The organism is Azospirillum largimobile, from assembly GCF_977007025.2.
Genome location: NZ_CDRMUA020000001.1, coordinates 2,806,910 through 2,827,296 on the forward strand (window position 1 = coordinate 2,806,910; position 20,387 = coordinate 2,827,296).

The window sequence follows — 20,387 nt, forward strand, 5'->3', positions numbered from 1 at the left end:
TGCCCGACAGCGGCATCGGCGGTGATGCCTTACAAATCATCACCCTGAGGGGGGCATGTCAGGTTCGGTTCTCCTTACCTATCGATGTCAGTGCAGTTAAAAAGGTTCACTGCAATCGCTAGACCTGACGGCGTTTTTCGGAGTTGCCATGACGCTTGTCACCATTCTGCCTGCCCTGCTCACCGCAGAACGGGCCCTTGGCCGTCTCGATCAGGCGCTCGCCGATCCCACAAGACGTCGACGTCTGGCCGCGGACGCTGCCCGCCGCTCCGCTGCCGCTCTGGTCCGCCTTGATGGCCACCGACTCGACGCTGATGATTTCCAGCGCGCATTGGCAGCACCGGAGTATGCCCAGGGTGAAGCCGCCCGTGCCGCCCTGCTCGTGCCGCTGTTGACCCAACTGCCTGCGGGCCTGACCGCCCCCCTATCGGCGGACCGCGGGACGGACTCACTGGCGAAGGCGATATCCGCCGGTGTCGTGACCGCTGTGGGTTCCTCCGTTGACACGCTGAAGGAACTCGACGTCACGGTAGCTGACGCTCCGAGCAACGCCGGAGGCGAGGAGGCCGACTCGGCCTTTGTACTGCGGCCACTCTTGCCAGCCTGGACCCCCCTCTGGTTGGACGAAATGTACCGGCGCTGGAGCGTAGCCCAAGGCGGCCGCCCGGTTGGGTTGAGCGGGGCACGGGCCGCCGATGTTGGGTCAGTAATGAATGCAGTGGCAGAGGCCCTCGCCGCAGCCCCCGGCCTCCTCGGCGCAGCGGGCGCGATTCGGACTGTCGCTCGTTGGCCCGACTCGGGAGCGCCAGCCCGGTGCGCCCACAGCGACGATTGGGAAAGTGCAGCCTTACGGGCTACCGTCATGACGCAGCGGCCGCCGACTTCTTGGTGGAGTGCGGTGATGTGGCTTGCCGCTCCCGATCTGATTCGCGATGCCTGCCGCCTACATCATGCTTGGCCGGCGCTGACAGTAGCACTCGCCCGCGATGTCACCGGCTATCGGTTCGCCTTGGCAGGGTCGGAAAACGATTGGACGCGCTGGATCCTCGACACCATTCCGGAGTTGGTGGCGCACGAGTTGGAACGGCTGCGCCATCTGGATGTGATCCATGAGAACTGGGAAGCACGGCTGGCTGTTCCCCAAAGGCGCAACAACTCTCGTCTACCGGACGTACTGGACTGGCTGCACGATCGCCCGGCCTTCACCATCAGCCGGGTGGCGGGCGAGCTGAAAAGCCGCTGCGGCCTGTCGCCGCGTGGTGTCCACTTGTTGGTGGAGCAACTCGCCAGGGCTGGTGTGGTGCGCGACATTGCCGACCGCGGCGGTGAGCGTGTCTGGGCCTCCGACCTCAGCTTTCTGCCGCCCGGCCGCTGAACATGCGGATACGCCGCTCTTCCGCATAGAGATGGTGATGAACGGGCAGCGCAAACAGAAAGGGCGGGGCCATTTCGGCCCCGCCCTCTTTACTCGCTCTCCGTTCCGAAGATGGATCCTGCCGTCTTCATGATAGGGCGGTTAAAAGTTTCTCAAACTTAGGATTCGGTTTCTCACTTTTTGCTTAACTGACCAAGGGTACGTGGATCAGACGTCGAGGTTCGACACCTTCAGTGCGTTGTCCTGGATGAACTCGCGCCGTGGCTCGACGACATCGCCCATCAGGGTGGAGAACACCTCTTCCGCCTGATCGGCGTGGCTGACGCGGACCTGCAGCAGCGAGCGCTTGGTCGGGTCCAGCGTGGTTTCCCACAGCTGGTCCGGGTTCATCTCGCCCAGTCCCTTGTAGCGCTGGATGGTGACGCCACGGCGGCCCAGTTCCATCACCGTGTCGAACAGGGCGACGGGACCGGTGAGCGCACGGGTTTCCTTTTGCTTCTCGAAGGCCTTGCCAGCGGTGCCGAACACCCGCTTCAGGTCGGCGGCCAGCCCGTCCAGCCGGCGGGCCTCGCCGCTCTTCAGCAGGTCGACGTCGAACAGGTGGCGGTGGGTGACGCCGCGGCGGGCGCGGATGACGGCATAGCCGCCCTGGGGCAGCGCTTCGCCGCGCCAGCCACCATCGGCGTCCATCGCGTTCATTCGCTCGGCCACCGCTTTGGCCGCAGCCTCGGCAGCGACCTTGTCCTCGGCAAGACTGGCGGAGAGGGTGCCGGCGACTGCCGCCTGTTCCACCACCATGGCGTTGCCGACCTTGCGCGACAGCGTGTCGATCGCCGGACGGGCGGTGCGGGCCTGATCGACCAGACCGGACAGCTGCTCGCCGATCAGCAGGGTGCCGTCGGACAGCTGGACCGACAGGTCACCCAGCGCCGCTTCGACCAGATACTCTTCCAGCGCCCGGTCGTCCTTCAGGTACCGTTCCTTGGCGTTGCCGCGCTTGATGCGGTAGAGCGGCGGCTGGGCGATGTAGAGATAGCCGCGCTCGATCAGGTCGGGCATCTGCCGGAAGAAGAAGGTCAGCAGCAGGGTGCGGATGTGGCTGCCGTCCACGTCCGCGTCGGTCATGATGATGATCTTGTGGTAGCGCGTCTTGTCGGCGTTGAACTCGTCGCGGCCGATGCCGGTGCCGAGTGCGGCAATCAGCGTGCCGATCTCCGCAGACCCCAGCATCTTGTCGAAGCGGGCGCGCTCCACGTTCAGGATCTTGCCGCGCAGCGGCAGGATGGCCTGGAACTGGCGTGAACGGCCCTGCTTGGCCGAGCCGCCGGCCGAGTCGCCCTCGACGATGAACAGCTCGGATGCCGCCGGGTCGCGTTCCTGGCAGTCGGCCAGCTTGCCGGGCAGCGAGGCCATGTCGAGCGCACCCTTGCGCCGGGTCAGCTCGCGCGCCTTGCGGGCGGCCTCGCGGGCGGCGGCGGCTTCCACCACCTTCTGGACGACGCGGCGGGCGTCGGCCGGATGCTCCTCGAAATACTGGGCCAGCGCCTCGCCCACCACCGCCTCGACGACGGGACGGACTTCCGACGAAACCAGCTTGTCCTTGGTCTGGCTGGAGAATTTCGGATCCGGAACCTTCACCGACAGGACGCAGGTCAGGCCTTCACGGGCGTCGTCGCCCGACAGGTTGACCTTCTCCTTCTTGGCGATGCCGGATTCGTTGGCGTAGTTGTTGATGGCACGGGTCAGCGCCGCGCGGAAGCCGGCGAGGTGGGTGCCGCCGTCCTTCTGCGGGATGTTGTTGGTGAAGCAGAGCGTCGTCTCGTGGTAGCTGTCGTTCCACTGCAGCGCGCATTCCACCGTCACCACGCCGCCATGTTCGGTCGGACGCTCGTTCTTCAGGGTGATCGCCGGCTTGTGCAAGGGCGTCTTGGAGCGGTCGAGCCAGTTGACGAAGGCTTCCAAGCCGCCTTCGTAATGCAGGTCCTGCACCTTCGGCTCCACCCCGCGCGCGTCGGTCAGGACCAGGCGGACGCCGGAGTTGAGGAAGGCCAACTCGCGCAGCCGGTGTTCCAGCGTGGCGTAGTCGAACTCGATGTTGGTGAAGGTCTCGGCCGAGGGCATGAAGGTGACTTCGGTGCCCGACAGCTGCTTGCCCTTCTCCGGCACCATCGGCGCTTCGCCGACATCGGCCAGCGGCGCCTCGGCGGCGCCATGGCGGAAGCGCATGGTCCAGGTGCGGCCGCCGCGCCAGATGCGGAGATCCAGCGTTTCGGACAGCGCGTTCACCACCGACACGCCGACGCCGTGCAAGCCGCCGGAGACCTTGTAGCTGTTCTGGTTGAACTTGCCGCCGGCATGCAGCTGGGTCATCACGACCTCGGCCGCCGAGACGCCTTCCTCCGAATGGATGTCGGTCGGGATGCCGCGACCGTTGTCGCGCACCGTGACCGATCCGTCGGCGTTCAGCAGAACCTCGACCTTGTCGCAATAGCCGGCCAGCGCCTCGTCGATGGCGTTGTCGACCACCTCGTACACCATGTGGTGCAGGCCGGACCCGTCGTCGGTGTCGCCGATGTACATGCCGGGGCGTTTGCGCACGGCATCAAGCCCGCGCAGAACGGTGATCGACTCCGCCCCATAGTCCGCCTGCTGGGGCTCCGACTGCGGGAGGTCGTTCTTCAGTGCTTCCTGTGCCATGCGTCGACTATAACAGATTCGGTTGCGGATTCGGCGGTTTAGCGTGCGTGAGCACGCTTTTTTTCTGGGTCTCGGCCCGCATTTACGCCTCTATCCGGGGCGGATGTGGGCGTCTTCGATGCGGAACCGGCGGGCGTCCTGCCCGAGCGGGTCGAAAACCCCCTCGTCGGTACCGGTCATCCAGGCTTGGGCGCCCAATGCCAGGATTTCGCCGAACAGCGCGGCGCGCCGGTCGGGGTCGAGGTGGGCGGCCACCTCGTCCAGCAGCAGGATGGGGGCTGCCCCGCGTTCGGCTGCCAACAGCCGGGCGTTGGCCAGCACGATGGCGATCAGCAGGGCCTTCTGTTCGCCGGTGGAGCAGAAGGCGGCCGGCATGTCCTTGGGCGCATGGCGGACGGCGAGGTCGCTCTTGTGCGGCCCCACCGTGGCGCCGCCGGCATCGGCATCGGCGCGGCGGCCGGTGCGCAAGCTGTCGCGCAGCGCATCCTCCGCCGCCAGTGCCGGACCTTCGTCCAGCCAGCGTTCCACCGTGCCGGCGACGGCGAGGTCGGCGCCGGGGAAGGGGCCGACCGAGCGGGCGCAGGCGGCGCGCAGCCGTTGCACCACCTCGCGCCGGGCCGCGGCGACGGCGATGCCGGTGGTCGCCATCTGGTCCTCCAGCGCGCCGAGCCAGCCCTCGTCGAAGCGGCCGTCACGCAACAGCCGGGCTCGTTCGCGCAGGGCATGCTCGTAGCGCGACAGCCGACCGGCATGGGCGGGATCGAAGCCGAAGACCAGACGGTCGAGGAAGCGGCGCCGCCCGCTCGACCCTTCGATGAACAGGCGGTCCATCTGCGGGGTCAGCCAGACCATGGCGACATGGTCGGCCAGCGCGGTCTGGCCCTTGGCCGGGTGGCCGTCGATGCGCACCAGCCGGCGGTCTCGATCGGAGGCCCGGGTGCCGTCATGCGGCTCGCGGCCGGTGCCGATCTCCACCGGACCCATCGGGGTGTCGAGCATCGCCGCCACCGCCCATCCGGCGCCGGGGGGCGAGCCCAGCCGCTCCACCTCCGCCAGCCGGGCGCCGCGGATGCCGCGGCCGGGGGCGAGGAAGCTTACGGCCTCCAGCAGGTTGGTCTTGCCGGCCCCGTTCGGGCCGATCAGGGCGACGGGCCGGCGGTCCGGCTCCAGCCGCGCGGACTCGTAGCCGCGGAAGCGCGTCAGCGTCATCCGCCGCACGGCAAGAGCCGGGGCCAAAGCCGTGGTCGAGGCGGACACCGGGGTGCCGCCGCTCATCGAAACTGCCGTGTGCTGCAACTGGTCCGTTCCGCCTGGGGCGGGGAGGATCCCCGCAGCCCCATCACACACGCATCGGCATCAGGACGTAGAGCGCGGTGGAGTCGGCGACGTCGCGGATGATGGTCGGCGACGCGGCGTCGGCCAGCGTGAACTGGGCGCCCTCGCCCTCGATCTGCTGCGTGATGTCCAGCAGATAGCGAGAGTTGAACCCGATTTCCAGCGGGGACTCGGCGTAATTGACCTCCAGCTCCTCGGTGGCGCTGCCCGATTCCGGGCTGGTGGCCGACAGGGTGAGCGCGCCGCGGACCAGGGACAGCTTCACCGCCCGGCTCTTCTCGGTGGAGATGGTGGCGACGCGGTCGACGGCGGCGGCGAACAGCTTGGCGTCCACCTCCATCACCTTGTCGTTGCCGACCGGGATCACCCGCTCATAATCGGGGAAGGTGCCGTCGATCAGCTTGGAGGTGACGACGACGCTGTCGAAGCCGAAGCGGATCTTGTTGTCGGACATCGACAGCTCGATGCGGTCGGCGGCCTCGTCCACCAGCTTGCGGATCTCGGTGACGGTCTTGCGCGGGATGATGACGCCGGGGATGCCCTCTGCCCCGTCCGGCAGCGGCATTTCGACCCGCGCCAACCGGTGGCCGTCGGTGGCGACAGCGCGCAGCACCGGCGTCTCCAGGCTGCCCATCTTGCTCTTGGCGGCGTGCAGGTAGATGCCGTTTAGGTAATAGCGCGTCTCCTCGGTGGAGATCGCGAAGCGGGTGCGGTCGATCAGCCCGCGCAGGTCGGCGGCGGCGACCGAGAAATTGTGCTTCAGCTCGCCGCTGGACAGCTGCGGGAAATCCTCCACCGGCAGGCAGGACAGCTTGAACTGCGAGCGGCCGGCGCGCAGCGTCAGGATGGTGCCGTCGCCGCCGATGTCCAGTTCCACCTGGCTGCCGTCGGGCAGCTTGCGGACGATGTCGAACAGGGTGTGGGCGGGGGCGGTGGTGCCGCCGGGGCGCCCGACCGTCGCCGGGACCGTCTCGACGATCTCCAGGTCCATGTCGGTGGCGGCCAGCGACAGTTCGCCGTCGCCTGCGCGCAGCAGGACATTGGAGAGGATCGGAATGGTGTTCCGCCGCTCGACCACACTCTGCACGTGACCCAGGGAACGGAGAAGGGCGGCGCGTTCGATGGTGATGTTCATGCTGGCGTCGTCTCGGCCGGAGGGAGAACTTTTTGCGGACCCACCGGGGTTGCGGGCCGTTGTCCGGCCGTCCCGCCCCGAGCGGGCGCGCATCATACCACATCGATGGTTGCGTCGAACCAAATTGTTGCGGTTAAGGCCTTCGGCCGAGGGGGGAGTTCTCGCTCGATACCCCCACCCCAACCCTCCCCCGCTGGGCGGGGGAGGGGGTTGGACTTTTGTCGGCGTTCTGCGGCAGTCCCTCCCCCGCCCAGCGGGGGAGGTTAGGTGGGGGTCTAGCTTTCCCTCAAAGCGACCCACCCCTCCGCCTCCCTTCATACAGCCGCAGAATGTCGACGAAATCCGCGCTCTGCCAATTCCTCGACCGGCTCAGTTCGCTGCGCACGCTGCCGACGAAGGCGTCGATCACCGCCCACTCGTCGTCGGCGATCTCGCCCACCGCCTCCAGATAGCTGTGAACCACCCGGTGCAGCCCCTGGCTGACCGGGCTGATCCAGCCGTCCACCGTCTCGCCCATCGCCGCCATCAGCCGGCGGATGCGCAGCATGTGGGCCATGCGGTGGGCCGGCTTCTCATGCGGTTCGGCCTTCATGGCCTGGAGGAAGGCGAGGCGCCCGGTCTCCACCGCATAGAGGCGCAGCGACTTCAACTCCGGGTTGGCATAGCCGGCATTGCCGAGAGTGCGGCCCCAGCGCCAGACCAGTTCCAGTAGCCAGACGATGTCCTCATGGTCGGGCACCGGGGCGTGGCGGGCGTTCATCGCCGCCTGCAGCCGGGCGGCCAGCGCCGGCATCACCGTGCCGGTCAGGTCGCGGCTGACCGCGGCCAGCTCCGCCCGCAGGGCCGGGCCGGTGGAGCGGCTGGCGAGGAAACCAGTGCCGGACAGCGCCGTCAATGCGCGGTCGAACCGCTCCACCGCCTCGCCCAGCAGGGCGCGGGTCGGGGCGGGGGCCGACAGCACCCCGCCATCCTGGATGTCCATATCGCCGAACATGCCGTCCACCACCTCGCGGATGGTGGTGCAGGCGGCCTGGAAATGACAGAGAAGGGCGCGCAGCAGCGGGTGCGACTCGCGCACCGCCGGGCCGCCATGCTCGCGCACATGGCGCAGGAACACGTCATAGCGGCGCTTGACGTTCAGCCCATAGAGCGGGGCGAACCAGGCCAGCACCTGCGACTGGTCGCGGAAGGGCAGGCCGAGATCGCGCACCCGGCGGACGAAGCCGACCATCAGCGCCGACTGGCAATCCACCTCGGCCGACCGCGGGTCGCCGGCGCCCTGCATCTCCTCGATGTCGCGGCGCATCCGCTCGGTCAGCGGCACCAGAACCTCGTTGTGCTCCAGCAGGGCGCGGACGAAGCCCAGCAGGTCGCCGTCGATCGGCGCCTTGCGCCCGAGATACTGGGTGCGCAGCCCGGCGTCGTGCCGCGCCTCGTCGTTCGCCAGCGCCAGGAAGCGGTCGGTCAGCTTGCGGTCGCCGGCCATGGCATAGAGGAAGTCCAACGCTTCCCGGCGCATCAGCTCGCGCATCACCATCGCGTCGGGACTGGACAGCACGGCGTCCAGCATCGCCTCGCGCGCCATGGCGTCCAGCCGGCTCTGCACCTCCGCCGCGAGGCCAGGGAAGGCATAGCGGGCCAGCGCCGCCCAGATGCCGCCCATGTCGACCCGCTGGATCAGCGCCGGCACCGACTCCGGGGCGCGGTACAGGATGGGATCGTCGACCAGGAAGGGTTCGAACAGGCTGGTGAACAGGCGGCGCGCCTTCATCGGCCTCAGCCGGTTGAAATGCTCTACCAGCGCGTCGCGCAGATGCCGGGCGCGCTCGCCGTTCGGGCTGGGCGCCCCCTCCACCGCGTCCAGGACGGAGCGGATGGCGTGCATCGGGATGCGGGAGACGACCTCGTCCATCTGGCGGCGGAAGGCGCTGGAGTCGATGGCGTCCACGCCCGCCGCGGGGGTGGCGGAGGGGAAGGAGGTCGTGACCGTCGGCGTGCTGTTCATGCGCCCAACACCTCGCGGGATAGTCGTCACCCGGACACTTATGATCCCGAGAGATTATTAAATAAGTTTTGCCTTTTCCATGTGTGTCTTTGGCTAAATCTTATGATTACCGGTATATGCCAATCATTTGCTTTGTAATCTTAGCTTTACCTTTTGCCGGATTTCCGGTCACAGCCCGGCCGCCAACTGCGCCTCCAGCCCGGCGCGGTAGTCGGGATAGGCCAGCGTGACGCCGAGTTGGCGCTTGATGCGGTCGTTCTTCACCCGGCGGCAATCGGCGTAGAAGCTGGCGGCCATCGGCGACATCTCCGCCTGATCGAAGGGAATCAGCGGCGGCGGCTCCACCCCCAGCAGGCGGCAGGCATACTCCACCACCTCGTGCGAGGGGCTCGGCAGGTCGTCGGCCACATTGTAGACGGCGCCCAGCGTCGGCCGCGCCATCGACGCGCGCAACGTCCTGGCGATGTCGTCGACATGGATGCGGCAGAAGACCTGACCCGGCTTGTCGACCCGCCTGGCGGTGCCGTCGCGCACGGAATCGATGGCGCTCCGGCCGGGGCCGTAGATGCCGGCCAGCCGGAACAGATGCATCGGCACGCCGTATTGGCGGTACAGGTTCAGCCAGCCGCGTTCCGCCTCCACCCGCCGTTTCTGGCGCTCACCGGTCGGCTTCAGCCACGCCGCCTCGCCGACCCACTCGCCGCCGGTGTCGCCGTAGACGCCGGTGGTGGACAGGTAGCCGCCCCAGTCCAGCGTGCGCAGGTCGGCCAGATCGCGGGCATGCTGGTCCAGCACCGGGTCGCCCTTGCCGTCCGGCGGGATGCTGACCAGCAGATGGGTGGTGCCGGCCAGCGCCGCCTTGGCATCGGCCAGCGGCCGGCCGCGGTCGAACAGGAAGGCTTCGATCCCCTGGGCCTCCAACTCCGCCTTCTTCTCCTCGCTGCGGCAAGTGGCGGCGACGCGCCATCCATCGGCGCGCAACGCGTCGGCGAAGACACGGGCGCTGTAGCCGGGGCCGAAGACGAACAGGCGGGGATCGGTCATCGCGGGCGGTTCCTGTTGGGGCAGGAGGGGAATGCGTAATGCCGGGGCTTGGCTTATGGGCTTGGCTTGCGGGCTTGCGCCCTGCCCGGCGATGGCGGAGTGTAAAGGCACCATGACCCGACGCAATCCTTACCTTTCCGGCGTGCTGGCCCTGGGGCTGTTCGCAGCCCTGCCGGCGGCGCATGCCGCATCCGGTTCCTCGTCCGCCCTGGACCGCAACCGCGAACTCCAGGCCTGCGCCGCCAAGGCGGAGGCGAACCCCGACAGCGCCAAGGCCGACGCAAAACGCTGGCAGGAGCAGGGCGGCGGCGATCACGCCAAGCTCTGCGAAGCGCTGGCGCTGTTCCATGCCGGCGACTTCAAGGCGGCCGGCACCCAGATGGAGGCGCTGGTGCCGACGCTGGGCAAGGACGATCCCAAGGCCGCCGCCTCGCTGCTCGGCCGCGCCGGCTGGGCGTGGCTGCGTGCCGGCGACCAGGGGCGGGCGGAGCGGCTCTACGGCAAGGCACTCGACAAGACGCCGGGCGACACCGACCTGCTGATCGACCGCGCCTTCGCCCGTGCCGAGGGCGAGCGTTTCTGGGACGCCATCGCCGACCTGGATGCGGCCCTGTCGCGCGACCCGCGGCGGGCCGACGCCTATCTCTATCGCGCCACCGCCCACAAGGCGCTGTCGAACTACCGGCAGGCGCTGTCCGACATCGACCATGCTCTGGAACTGAAGCCCGGCGATCCGGAGGCGATCCTGCTGCGCGGTAACGTCAAGGCGATGGGCGGCAACCTGCCCGCCGCGCGCGACGATTGGGCGCTGGCCCGCCGTGTCTCTCCCGACAGCGAATGGGGCCGCGCCGCCGCCGACAACCTCGCCCGCACCGCGGAGCTTGCGGGGGCTGCGGGTAAGGATAAGGCGAAGGAGCCGCCTAAGAAGGCGCAGTGAGGCGGGCGTCGGCTGACGATGCCCCCACCCTAACCCTCCCCCGCTGGGCGGGGGAGGGAATAAGCGCTTGATCGGAAAGGCAGCGGCAGTCCCTCCCCCGCCCAGCTCTCGCACAAAGCTGTGCTTTGTGCTGACGCGGCAGGCGGACCATAGGTCCGCTGAGAGCGGGGGAGGTTAGGTGGGGGTCTAACTCTCCCCAAATCCGACAACTCCCAAACGAAAAAGCCCCGCCGCGGCAACCGCGGGCGGGGCTTTTCCTTACCTGGACCGGCAGGCGCTTACAGCGCCGAGTCGACCCACTGGAACAGCGCACCCTTCGGCAAGGCACCGATCTTGGTGGCGGTGACGCTGCCGTCCTTGAACAGCATCAGCGTCGGGATGCCGCGCACGCCGTACTTGCCCGGGGTGCCCGGGTTCTCGTCGATGTTCAGCTTGGCGACGGTGACCTTGCCCTCATAGTCGCGGGCCAGCTCGTCGAGCGCCGGGGCGATCATCTTGCAGGGGCCGCACCATTCCGCCCAGAAATCGACCAGGACCGGGCCGGTGGCCTTCAGGACGTCCTGCTCGAAGCTGTCGTCGGTAACCTTGATGGTGGTGCTCATGTGACCTCTAGCCTGGATTCGGAAGCGCCGCGGACCGGTTGTGGAAGGCCGGCGGCCATCGCCCCGTCAGTGGAATTGAGCAAAATGTAGGGCGGAGGCGCCCGGCCGGTCAAGTCACCCCATCTTTCGGGGGACCCGCCGGCCACCTCTCACCCCGTCCGCGGGGCCAGTCCCGCCGCCGCCGCGTCCAGCACCGAGGGCGGCAGCTCCATGGTGTAGGGACCATCGGTCCACAACAGCACGCAACGCACCCGGCGGCCGGGGTAAACCGCCCGCAACGCCTCGCGGTAGGCCGCCATCTGCCTCCGGTAAACCATTGGCACGTCTTCCAGATCCTGCGGCGGCGGCCGGTTCGTCTTATAGTCGACGATCCACACCGTGTCCCCGGTCAGGGCCAGCCGGTCGATGCGGCCGGCCAGTGCCCGGCTGCCGTCACCCAGCGCCACCACGCCGACCAGCGGCACCTCCGCCCGCGAGCCGGGGCCGAACAGATGCGCGAACTCCGCATGGCTCAGCACCGCCAGCGTCTCCCGCGCGATGGCGTCCTGCTGCTCCGGCGTCAGCTTGTGCGCCGGCCGGGCGAGGAAGCGGCGGCAGGCGGCCTCCCGCGCGTCGTCCGCCAGATTGGGCAGCGTCTGCAACAGCCGGTGCACCAGCAGGCCGCGGCGGAAACGCTGGCCGTCGTCGTTGCCAAGCGGGGAGCGCACCGCCGGTTCCTCGCCATCCGGCCGCGACGGGGTGAGCGGGCGCGACGGCTCCGGCTCGCCGGGCGGCGGTTCGCCGATCCAGGGCGGCGGCGGCTCGGCGGACGCACTCTCTTCCTTCTCGACATGGCGCGGCACCGCGGCGGTCTGGGGACCGACCAGCCGCCAGCCGTCTCCGGCCCAGCCGTCGGGACACAGGCCGGTGAAGTCGAAGTCATACGGCACGCCGTTCTCGCGCATCGCCTCCTCGACCAGCCGGTACCAGCAGTCGTCGGATGGCTCGCGCTTGCCCTGATGGCCGCAGATGTAGAGCCGGTCCTCCGCCCGCGTCAGCGCGACATAGAGCAGCCGGCGGTATTCCTGGTCGCGCCGCCGGTTGGCCCGCGCCCGCGCCTCGGCGCACAGCGCGTCCTCCTGCGACCGCCGGGCGGCGAACAGCGGCACCGGGCAATCCTCGTCCGGCCACAGGATCGGCGGGCTCTGGGTCGGGCTGCCCAGCGTGTCGGGCAGGAAGACGATCGGCGCCTGCAGACCCTTGGAGCCGTGGACGGTCATGATCCGCACGGTGCCGCCGCCCTGTTCCAGCTCGCGCTTGATCTCCGCGTCGCTGGCCGCCAGCCAGGCCAGGAAATTCTGGAGCGACGGCGGCTCGGTCTTCTCGAAGGCGAGGCAGACGGCCAGGAACTCCTCAAGCGGGTCCTGGGCGTCGGGGCCGAGCCGTTTCAGGATCGCCCGCCGTCCCGACCGCCCGTCGGCCGGGCAGGGCCGGTTCAGCAGCCCGGCGAACAGCTCGTACGGCGCCGAGAAGTCGGTGCGCGCCAGCAGATCGCCCAGATAGCGCCGCGCCGGGCGGAAGTCGGGCTCCGTCTCCGCCAGTGCCACGAGAGAGCGCCACAGCGTGCCGCGCCGGCCATGGGCGACGCGGAACAACTCCTCCTCCGTCAGTCCGATCAGCGGCCCCTTCAGCACGGTGGCGAGCGTCAGATCGTCGTCGGGCAGCAGCAGGAAATCGGCCAGCGCCACCAGATCCATGACGGCCAGCTGTTCGGTCAGCACCATGCGGTCGACACCGGCCACCGGCACGCCGCGGTCCTTCAGCGCGCGGACCAGTTCGGTGACGAAGGCGGTACGGCGGCGGACCAGCACCATGACGTCGCCGGGCTGCACCGGCCGTCCCTTGGCCTCCAGCTTCTCCCCACTGTCGATCCAGCGATGCACCGTCGCCGCGATAACCGAGGCGAGGCGGGCGGACGGCGAGTCGGCGGACTCGCGCGCCACCGGCGGTGCCCAGGCCGGCGTCTCGATCACCTCGGCCGGCTTCACCGGCGGCCAAAGCTCGACCAATCCGGCCTGCCCGCGGCGGAATGCGCGGTGGCGGATCACCGGGCTGGCATCCGACGCCACGCCGTCGCGGGCGCGCTCCAGCGCGAAGACGGCATCGACCGTCTCCAGCACCGCAGCGGTGGATCGGAAGGAGATGTCGAGGTCCACCCCTGCCCACAGCCGCTCGGCCGACTCCGCCTTGTCCTGGAAATGGCGGCGCATGCGGGCGAATTCGGCCGGATCGGCGCGCTGGAAGCTGAAGATCGACTGCTTCTCGTCGCCCACGGCGAAGACGGTGCGGATCTTGCCGTCCGGCGCGGCGGCCTCCAGTTCGGCGAAGAACTCGCCGGCCAGCGAGGCGACGATGGCCCATTGGTCGGGGTTGGTGTCCTGCGCCTCGTCGATCAGGATATGGTCCAGGCCGCCGTCCAGCTTGTAGAGCACCCAGGGCACCCGCGGCGCCTTGCCCTCGTCGCCGCTCAGCAGCCGGTTGGCCGCCAGGATCAGGTCGTCGTAGTCGAGCAGCGCGCGCGCCGCCTTGCGCTCGCGGTAGGCGTCCAGCATCGCCTGCGCCAGCGTCAGCAGCGCGGTGGTCGAGGCGGCGACGCCGGCGGCCTTCACCCGCTCCGATATCTCCACCAGCCGTTCCGCCTCCTTCTGCAAGGACAGCAGCGCCTGCGGATAGGCGGTGGCCGGCTTCTTGGTGATGAGGGTTTTGCGCGGGCTGCCCTCGGCGGTCAGGAACAGGCGCTTGTAGGCCTCGAAGGCGCGAACCCGGCGGTCGGCGGCGTCCAGCCAGTGCTGGATGGCGATGCCGCGCTCCTGGTCGCCGGCGCTGCCGCCCGCCAGCGCCCGGCAGGCCTCGCGCAGGGCCGGCGGCTCGCACTGGTCGTCATGGCAGGCGTGGGTCAGGATCGACTCTTCGGTCACCCCCGGCGGCACCTTGAGCGTGTCGTGGATGGCGTCGATCAGCCCGTCCAGGCCTTTGAACTTCTTGAACAGCTTCTCCACCTGCCCGCGCTGGCTTGCCAGCTCCGCCAGCAGCCCGGCGAAATCCTCCGCGTTCAGCTCGCCGGTCAGCCGGCCCATGGCGCGGCCGAGCGGGCTGTCCGGCTCGGTGCGGCCGGCATGCAGAACGGCGTCGCGCGCTTCGGTCAGCAGCCCGTCGGCGGTGCGGTCGTCCATCACGTCGAAATGCGGCGCCAGCTCTGCTTCCAGCGGGAAGCGGCGCAGCAGCGACTGGCAGAAGGCGTGGATGGTCTGGATCTTCATGCCGCCGGGGCAATCCACCACCTGGGCGAACAGCCGCCGGGCGTTCAGCCGCGCCTCCATACTCGGCCGCTCGCCGCAGAGGTCGGCCAGCCGGTCCTCCAGCGCCTCGTCGGGCAGGGTCGCCCACAGGCCGAGCGTCCGGTTGATGCGGATCGCCATTTCCGCCGCGGCGGCCTTGGTGAAGGTCAGGCAGAGGATGCGCGCCGGCGGCGTGCCGGACAGCATCAGCCGCAGCACCCGGTCGGTCAGCACCTTGGTCTTGCCCGAGCCGGCCGACGCGCCGACCCAGACCGACGCCGTCGGATCGGACGCCCGCCGCTGCGCCACGTTGGGATCGAGCGGCAGGCTGCGGGGGGGCAGATCGGTCATGGTCATGGGCACAGCGTCCAAAAATCCCCTCTCCCCCCCGGGGAGAGGGTTAGGGTGAGGGGGATGCGCCGCAGGACCTTTGGGAAAAGCACGAGATGCGTCCCCCTCACCCCGACCCTCTCCCCAGGGGGGAGAGGGAGAGTCTCGCCAATTGCGCTCATTCGCATCACTCCCCCTCCCCGCCGCCCGACGACCATTCCTGGACGCGGGCGAGATGCGCGTAGTCGGTGTAGCGCGGCGCCATCGCCGGACGCGGGCGGGAGCGGTAGGGGGTGTTCGGATCGTCGAACTGCGCGATCAGCGCCTCCAGCCCCGTCCGGGCTTCTTCACCCAATACCGCCGGGTCGCCCTTCACCGGCTTCTCCTCGCCGGCCGGGTCGCCGCCGGACAGGCGCCAGAAGGTCAACTCCGCCACGTCACCCTTGTCGATGCCGCTGAATCCGCCCGACGCCGCGATAGCGGCCTCCAGCGGCAGCTGCGGGGCGAAGCCCAGCTCGATCTCCCGCGCGCTCGGCGGGGTGCCGGTCTTGTAGTCGATCACCACCAGCCCGTCGGGGCCGCGATCGATGCGGTCGGCCTTGGCGGTCAGGGTGAAGGGGCCGCCGGGGCCGGACAGCTCCAGCCGGCCCGGCACCTCGGTCGCCAGCGGGCGGAGGCGGGGACGGCGTTCGCGCTCCAGATCGACGAACCAGCCGGCGACCCGCTCGAATCGCGGCCACCAGAAGGCCCAGACGTCGGGGTGGCTGCGCAGCAGCGGGCCGAAGCGCTCGCGTCCCAGCGCGATCAGCCGGTCGAGCGCATCGTGCGGCAGCGGGCCGGGATACTCGCGGACGAAGGCATCCAGCGTGTCATGGATGATCTGGCCGCGGTCCGACGCGCCCGGATCGGCGGCGATGGGGTCGAGCGCGCGCAGCCGCAGGGCATGCCGGGCATAGATGGCGTAGGGGTCGCGCATCCAGGTCTCGATCTCCGTCACCGACAGCTTGCGCGGCCGGGCGGTCAGCGGCGGGCGCGGCTCCGGCGCCGCCGCCGGCTGCACCCGGTCGGGCTCGTCCAGCCCGCGCGCCCAGCCGAGCCAGCAGGCGCCGCGTTCCTCGATCACGCCGTCCAGATCCAGCGCCTTCAGCACGGTTTCCAGCCGCAGCAGCCAGCGCGACGGCACGGTCGGCGTGCCTTCCACCCGCGCGGCGCGGGTCAGCACCACCTCCGACGCACCGCAGGCATGGGCGAAGTCGTGGGCCGACATGCCGACCAGCCGTTCCGGGCTGGGCAGGCCGAAATCGCGCCGCATCGGCCGCGACATCCAGGGATCGGCGGATGCCGCCGGCGGCCAGGTGCCCTCGTTCAGCCCGCCCAGGATGGTCAGGTCGAGATGCTGGAGACGCGCCTCCATCGGACCCAGGATGAACAGGCGCGGGTGCAGTCCATAGCGGGGACGCACCGCCCGCGCGCTCATCAGCGCATCGAGCAGGGCCGGGTAATCCTTGGCCGGGATCGCCGGGAAGCCTTCCGCCGCGTCCAGCAGGTCGTGGACGAAGCGCGCCGCCTCCTCACCGTCGTCCTGCCGCCACAGCCGCTCTGCTCCGGTCAATTCGTCGTCGGCGGCCAGCGATTCGCAGAAGGCGACATGGGCGCGCACGAGGTCGGCCAGCGGCGTTTCGCTGGTCAGCGCCTCAAGGAAGGGCGCGGCACGCTGGCCGATATCGACCAGCCATGTGCGAAGGAACTCCTGCTGCTCCTCATGGTCGAAGCGCTCGGCCTGCTCCAGCGCCGCCAGCACGCCGTCGAACCCCTCGGCCGGGCGGGGGCCGCGCAGCACGATGCGCTCCAGCGCGCGGGCCGCTGCGCGGAAATCCGCCGAGTCGCGGCCGCCCGCCGCCATCGGGTGCTTGGCCAGCGCCAGCAGGGCCAGCGGGTGGACTCGGCTCGCCACCAGCTCCGCCGTCAGCCGCAGATAGGTGCCGACCGCGGTGTGGGCGAGCGGCTGGCCGCCGGAGTCGTTGACCAGGATGCCCCAGCGCGCCAGCGCCATGGCGACCCGGCGGCCCAGGTTGCGGTCGGGGGTGATCAACGCCGCGGTCTTGGTCGGCGTTTCCAGCGCATGGCGCATCAGCAGCGCGATGACCTGCGCCTCCTCCTCCGACGTGGCGGCATCGATGCGGGTCAGGCCGTCGAGCGCGGAGGCATCGACCCCGGACAGCTCGCGCCATCCCTCGGTGGTCGCCGCCGGGCGCATCGCCTCGGCGATCAGGCGGGCGCGGGCGCCCCGCGGCTCCGGCGCGTCGGTCCAGGGCTGCACCTCGGCGCGTTCGACGCCCAGCAGATGGATCAGCTGCGACAGGCCATGCTGCGGGTGGGACTCGTCGCCGGCGATGGCGTCCCAGATGGTGTCGTCGGCCCCGGTGTCGAGGCCCGGCAGCACCACCGCCCCCTGCGGCAGCCGGGCGATGACCGCCAGCAGTTCCGTCGTCGCGGCGATGGAGCCGGTGGAGCCGGCGGCGATCACCATGCCCGGCGGCGGGGCGGCCTGCCACAGGGCGGCCTGCGTCTCCAGTGCCAGATTGCGGAGCTTGGCGGGATCGGTTTCGCCGGTCGACTCGAGGATGGCGGGCCAGACTTCGGTGATGATGCGCAGGAATTTCAGGGTGACCTGCCAATGCTCGGCATAATTCTCCGGCACCAGCGACTCGAGCTTCTCGAAGCCGGCGCGCTCGGTCCACACCGCGTCGATCAGCCGGCCCAGGTCGGCACCCAGCCGCACCGCCTGTGCCGTGGTCGCCGACAGCCCGTCGGCGCCCAGGATCAGCTGCGCCAGCGTCATCTGCCGGTTCAAGGGCGAGATCGCCTCCGGCAGGTCGAGCGGGACGTCGGGCAACTCCTCCTCGGTCAGGCTGAGGTCACCGGCGTCGAGCTCGCCAAGCGGCGCCATCCGCGGCAGCAAGGTCGGCTGTCCACCCGAGCGGCGCAGGAAGGCCGCCTGCAGCGCCCGGCAGGCGCGCCGCGTCGGCAGCAGGACGGTGACCCCGGCCAATGCCATCGGGTCGCCGCCCACCCGCTCCATGATCCCCGCCGCGAGCATGTCGACGAAGGGCGCACCCGCGGGGATGCTGTAGACTTTGGGGAGAGTGGAGCTATCGGGAAGCATGGAAGGTCCGTGTATCGCTTGCCCCCACCCCAACCCTCCCCCGCTCTCGGCGGACCGAAGGTCCGTCCGATGCGGGGGAGGGGGTAAGTGCTTGGGCGGGAGGGTGGCGGCAGTCTCCTCCCCCGCCCAGCGGGGGAGGATCAAGGTGGGGGCAAAACTTCCGGGTGAGTATACCTCAGCCCAGCCCTCAATGCGCCACCGCCCGCACGCCGCCGATGGCCAGCAGATCCTCCGCTTCCCGAAGTCCGGCGGGTGTGCCGATGTGGAACCACAGCCCATCATGAGCGAGGCCGAACAGCCGCCCGGCCGCCTGCGCGCGGTTCCAGATCAGGTTGGTGGAGAAGGCACCGTCCGGCGTGTCCGCCGCGAACAGTTCCGGCTTCACGATCTGTACCCCGGCATAGACGAAAGGCGCCAACTCGCGCTCGGCCCGGCGGGTCAGGCGACCCAGCGGGTCCATGTGATAGTCGCCGAGCCCGTCATAGCCGACCGACTTGGTCGTCGCCATCAGCAGCAGCAGCGCATCCATCTCCGCCGGGTTCCAATGCGCGGCCAGGCGGCGCAGCGCTGGGACCGGCCCGTCCAGCCAGAAGATGTCGGCATTCACCGTATAGACCGGCGCCGTGCCGAGATGCGGCAGCGCTTTCTTCACCCCGCCGCCGGTCTCCAGCAGCGTATCCTCCGGCGACAGAGTGATGGCCGGAGCCGCCCGGTCCTTCAGGTGATCGCCGATCATCGCGCCCAGATAGTGGCTGTTGACCACCGCCTGGCCGACACCGGCTGCCGCCAGCCGGTCCAGCGCATGGTCCAGCATCGGCTTGCCCAGCACCGGGATCAGCGGCTTCGGCATGTGGTTGGTCAGCGGGCGCATCCGCAGGCCCTGGCCGGCGGCCAGCACCATGGCGGTGTCGGGAATGGTCACGGTCATCTCAGATCGTCTCCGGAACGACGAAGGCGGCACGGGTCTCGGGCGGCAGATGGCGGTCGAACCATGTGGCGACCGGTGCAAGCTCCGGCTTCGCCAGCTGTGCCTCCAGCAGGCGCCAGACCCGCGGCAGATGGACAAGGTAGGACCGCCGCCCCTGGCTCAGCGCCAGACGGACGAAGATGGCGACGATCCGCGTGTGGCGCGCCGCCCCCAGTATCGCCATGGCGCGGCGGAAGGCGGCGGCATCGGTGTCGGAGAAAGCGGCGAGATAACGGGCGACCATCGCCTCGGCCAGATCGGGCGCCACGTCGCGCCGCGCATCCTCCAGCAGGGAGACGAGGTCGTAGGCCCGAGGTCCCCAGCCCGCGCTCTGAAAGTCGATCAGCCCGGCGGCCTGCACCCCCGGCCGCGGCAACCGCATCAGGTTGTCGACATGATAGTCGCGCAGCAGAAGCGTCGGCGCACCGGCGCAGACCGGCTCCAGCACCGCCCGCCAAGCCGTATCGAAATTGGAACGATCCTCATCGCTCAAGGGTCGCCCCAGCGCCACCGGCCCATAGGCGTCGATGAACAACCGCGTCTGCGCGATGAACAGCGCCGGATCATAAACGGGCAGGGCGAGGCGCTCCGCCGCCCCCTCCGGCCAGCCACGATGGAGGACGATCAGCGCGTCGGTCGCCATCTCGTAGAGCGGTTGCGGATCGGCACCGTCCGCCAGCAGGCGGGAGAATGTTTCGCTTCCGAAATCATCCTGGATCGCCAAGCCTCGTTCCACATCCGATGCGATTATGGCGGGGACCGAAAGTCCGATGGCCGCCAGTTCGGCGCCGATGGCGATGAAGGGGACGAGGTCGTCGGCCGGGGCGGGCGTGTCCACCAGGATCAGGGTTTCGCCATCGGCCTTGCGAAGGCGTTCGTAGCGGCGGGCGGAGGCATCGCCGGCCAGCGGTTCGCGCACGGCATCGGACAGGCCGTTGGCAGCCAGGAAGGCGGCGATCTCCGCTTCTCGTGCAGAAGACACGTCACCCATCACAGCGTCCAATCGCCGGCGGCCACCCGCGCCGCCAGCGCGCCATGGCCGGTCAGCGTGGCGCGGCGGGAGTCGGGTCCGTCATGCGCCATCGCCACCTCCACCCGGTCGGGCGGCAGCAGCGGACCCAGCCGGTCCGGCCATTCCACCAGCGCCACCGCCTCGGCCCGCGCATCGTCCCAGCCCAGTTCATACACCTCGTCCGGCCCCGACAAACGGTAGAGGTCGAAATGCCAGACCGGCCCGATGGCGGTGTCGTAGGTCTGCACCAGGGTGAAGGTGGGGGACGGCACCTCGGCGTCCTCATGGGTGACGCTGCGGATCAGTGCCCGCGACAGCGCCGACTTGCCGGCGCCGAGATCGCCGCGCAGCGCCACGAGGTCGCCCGGCCGCAGGAGGACGCCCAGCCGGCGGCCCAGTGCCGCGGTGGCGGCCTCGTCCGGCAGCGGTACGGTGACGGTGTAGGGGGAGATGTCCGACATGGCG

At 69.7% G+C, this 20,387-nt stretch carries 14 protein-coding genes; 2 read left to right on the top strand and 12 right to left on the bottom strand.

Annotation, left to right across the window (positions count from 1 at the left end):
• Window positions 1-118: 118 nt before the first annotated feature.
• Entirely contained in the window at window positions 119-400 is a 282-nt protein-coding gene (locus ACWPKK_RS13305; RefSeq protein WP_452004623.1) for a hypothetical protein, read from the bottom strand.
• Between the two features lie 501 nt (window positions 401-901).
• On the opposite strand from ACWPKK_RS13305, the gene ACWPKK_RS13310 reads away from it, so the two are divergent.
• Window positions 902-1,375, top strand: a complete 474-nt coding sequence (locus ACWPKK_RS13310; protein ID WP_452004626.1) for a hypothetical protein — start codon at window positions 902-904, stop codon at window positions 1,373-1,375.
• A 207-nt stretch (window positions 1,376-1,582) separates the two neighbouring features.
• On the opposite strand, the gene gyrB is transcribed toward ACWPKK_RS13310, so the two are convergent.
• The 5 genes from gyrB to ACWPKK_RS13335 form a co-directional block, all read right to left on the bottom strand.
• The gene (gene gyrB / locus ACWPKK_RS13315; protein ID WP_452004628.1) at window positions 1,583-4,072 is read right to left on the bottom strand and encodes a DNA topoisomerase (ATP-hydrolyzing) subunit B; all 2,490 of its coding nucleotides are present in this window, start codon (window positions 4,070-4,072) and stop codon (window positions 1,583-1,585) included.
• Between the two features lie 90 nt (window positions 4,073-4,162).
• Window positions 4,163-5,347 (bottom strand): DNA replication/repair protein RecF, encoded by a 1,185-nt coding sequence (gene recF, locus ACWPKK_RS13320; RefSeq protein WP_452004794.1) that lies wholly within the window; start codon window positions 5,345-5,347, stop codon window positions 4,163-4,165.
• A gap of 64 nt (window positions 5,348-5,411) precedes the next feature.
• Entirely contained in the window at window positions 5,412-6,542 is a 1,131-nt protein-coding gene (gene dnaN / locus ACWPKK_RS13325) for a DNA polymerase III subunit beta (RefSeq protein WP_324866714.1), read from the bottom strand.
• A gap of 286 nt (window positions 6,543-6,828) precedes the next feature.
• Window positions 6,829-8,547, bottom strand: a complete 1,719-nt coding sequence (locus ACWPKK_RS13330; RefSeq protein WP_452004631.1) for a hypothetical protein — start codon at window positions 8,545-8,547, stop codon at window positions 6,829-6,831.
• A gap of 168 nt (window positions 8,548-8,715) precedes the next feature.
• Window positions 8,716-9,591 carry an SDR family oxidoreductase gene (locus tag ACWPKK_RS13335; RefSeq protein WP_324866718.1) on the bottom strand — a complete coding sequence of 292 codons (876 nt, stop codon included), beginning with the start codon at window positions 9,589-9,591 and terminating at the stop codon, window positions 8,716-8,718.
• Window positions 9,592-9,703: 112 nt separating this feature from the next.
• Here ACWPKK_RS13335 and ACWPKK_RS13340 point away from each other — a divergent pair, with 112 nt between their 5' ends.
• Window positions 9,704-10,528: a hypothetical protein gene (locus ACWPKK_RS13340; RefSeq protein ID WP_452004635.1), complete on the top strand. Its 825-nt coding sequence runs from the start codon at window positions 9,704-9,706 to the stop codon at window positions 10,526-10,528.
• Window positions 10,529-10,806: 278 nt separating this feature from the next.
• Here ACWPKK_RS13340 and trxA read toward each other — a convergent pair whose 3' ends face one another.
• The 6 genes from trxA to tsaE form a co-directional block, all read right to left on the bottom strand.
• Complete coding sequence (gene trxA, locus ACWPKK_RS13345; RefSeq protein ID WP_324866722.1) at window positions 10,807-11,130, bottom strand: thioredoxin TrxA; 324 nt, start codon at window positions 11,128-11,130, stop codon at window positions 10,807-10,809.
• A gap of 149 nt (window positions 11,131-11,279) precedes the next feature.
• Entirely contained in the window at window positions 11,280-14,804 is a 3,525-nt protein-coding gene (addA, locus tag ACWPKK_RS13350; protein WP_452004638.1) for a double-strand break repair helicase AddA, read from the bottom strand.
• Between the two features lie 160 nt (window positions 14,805-14,964).
• Window positions 14,965-17,943: a double-strand break repair protein AddB gene (gene addB / locus ACWPKK_RS13355; RefSeq protein WP_452004641.1), complete on the bottom strand. Its 2,979-nt coding sequence runs from the start codon at window positions 17,941-17,943 to the stop codon at window positions 14,965-14,967.
• Between the two features lie 187 nt (window positions 17,944-18,130).
• Entirely contained in the window at window positions 18,131-18,871 is a 741-nt protein-coding gene (locus ACWPKK_RS13360) for a nucleotidyltransferase family protein (RefSeq protein ID WP_452004643.1), read from the bottom strand.
• 1 nt (window position 18,872) lies between these two features.
• Entirely contained in the window at window positions 18,873-19,901 is a 1,029-nt protein-coding gene (locus ACWPKK_RS13365; RefSeq protein ID WP_452004645.1) for an aminoglycoside phosphotransferase family protein, read from the bottom strand.
• Window positions 19,901-20,383 carry a tRNA (adenosine(37)-N6)-threonylcarbamoyltransferase complex ATPase subunit type 1 TsaE gene (tsaE, locus tag ACWPKK_RS13370; RefSeq protein WP_452004648.1) on the bottom strand — a complete coding sequence of 161 codons (483 nt, stop codon included), beginning with the start codon at window positions 20,381-20,383 and terminating at the stop codon, window positions 19,901-19,903. Before tsaE ends, ACWPKK_RS13365 begins: the two co-directional genes overlap by 1 nt.
• Between the last annotated feature and the right edge of the window lie 4 nt (window positions 20,384-20,387).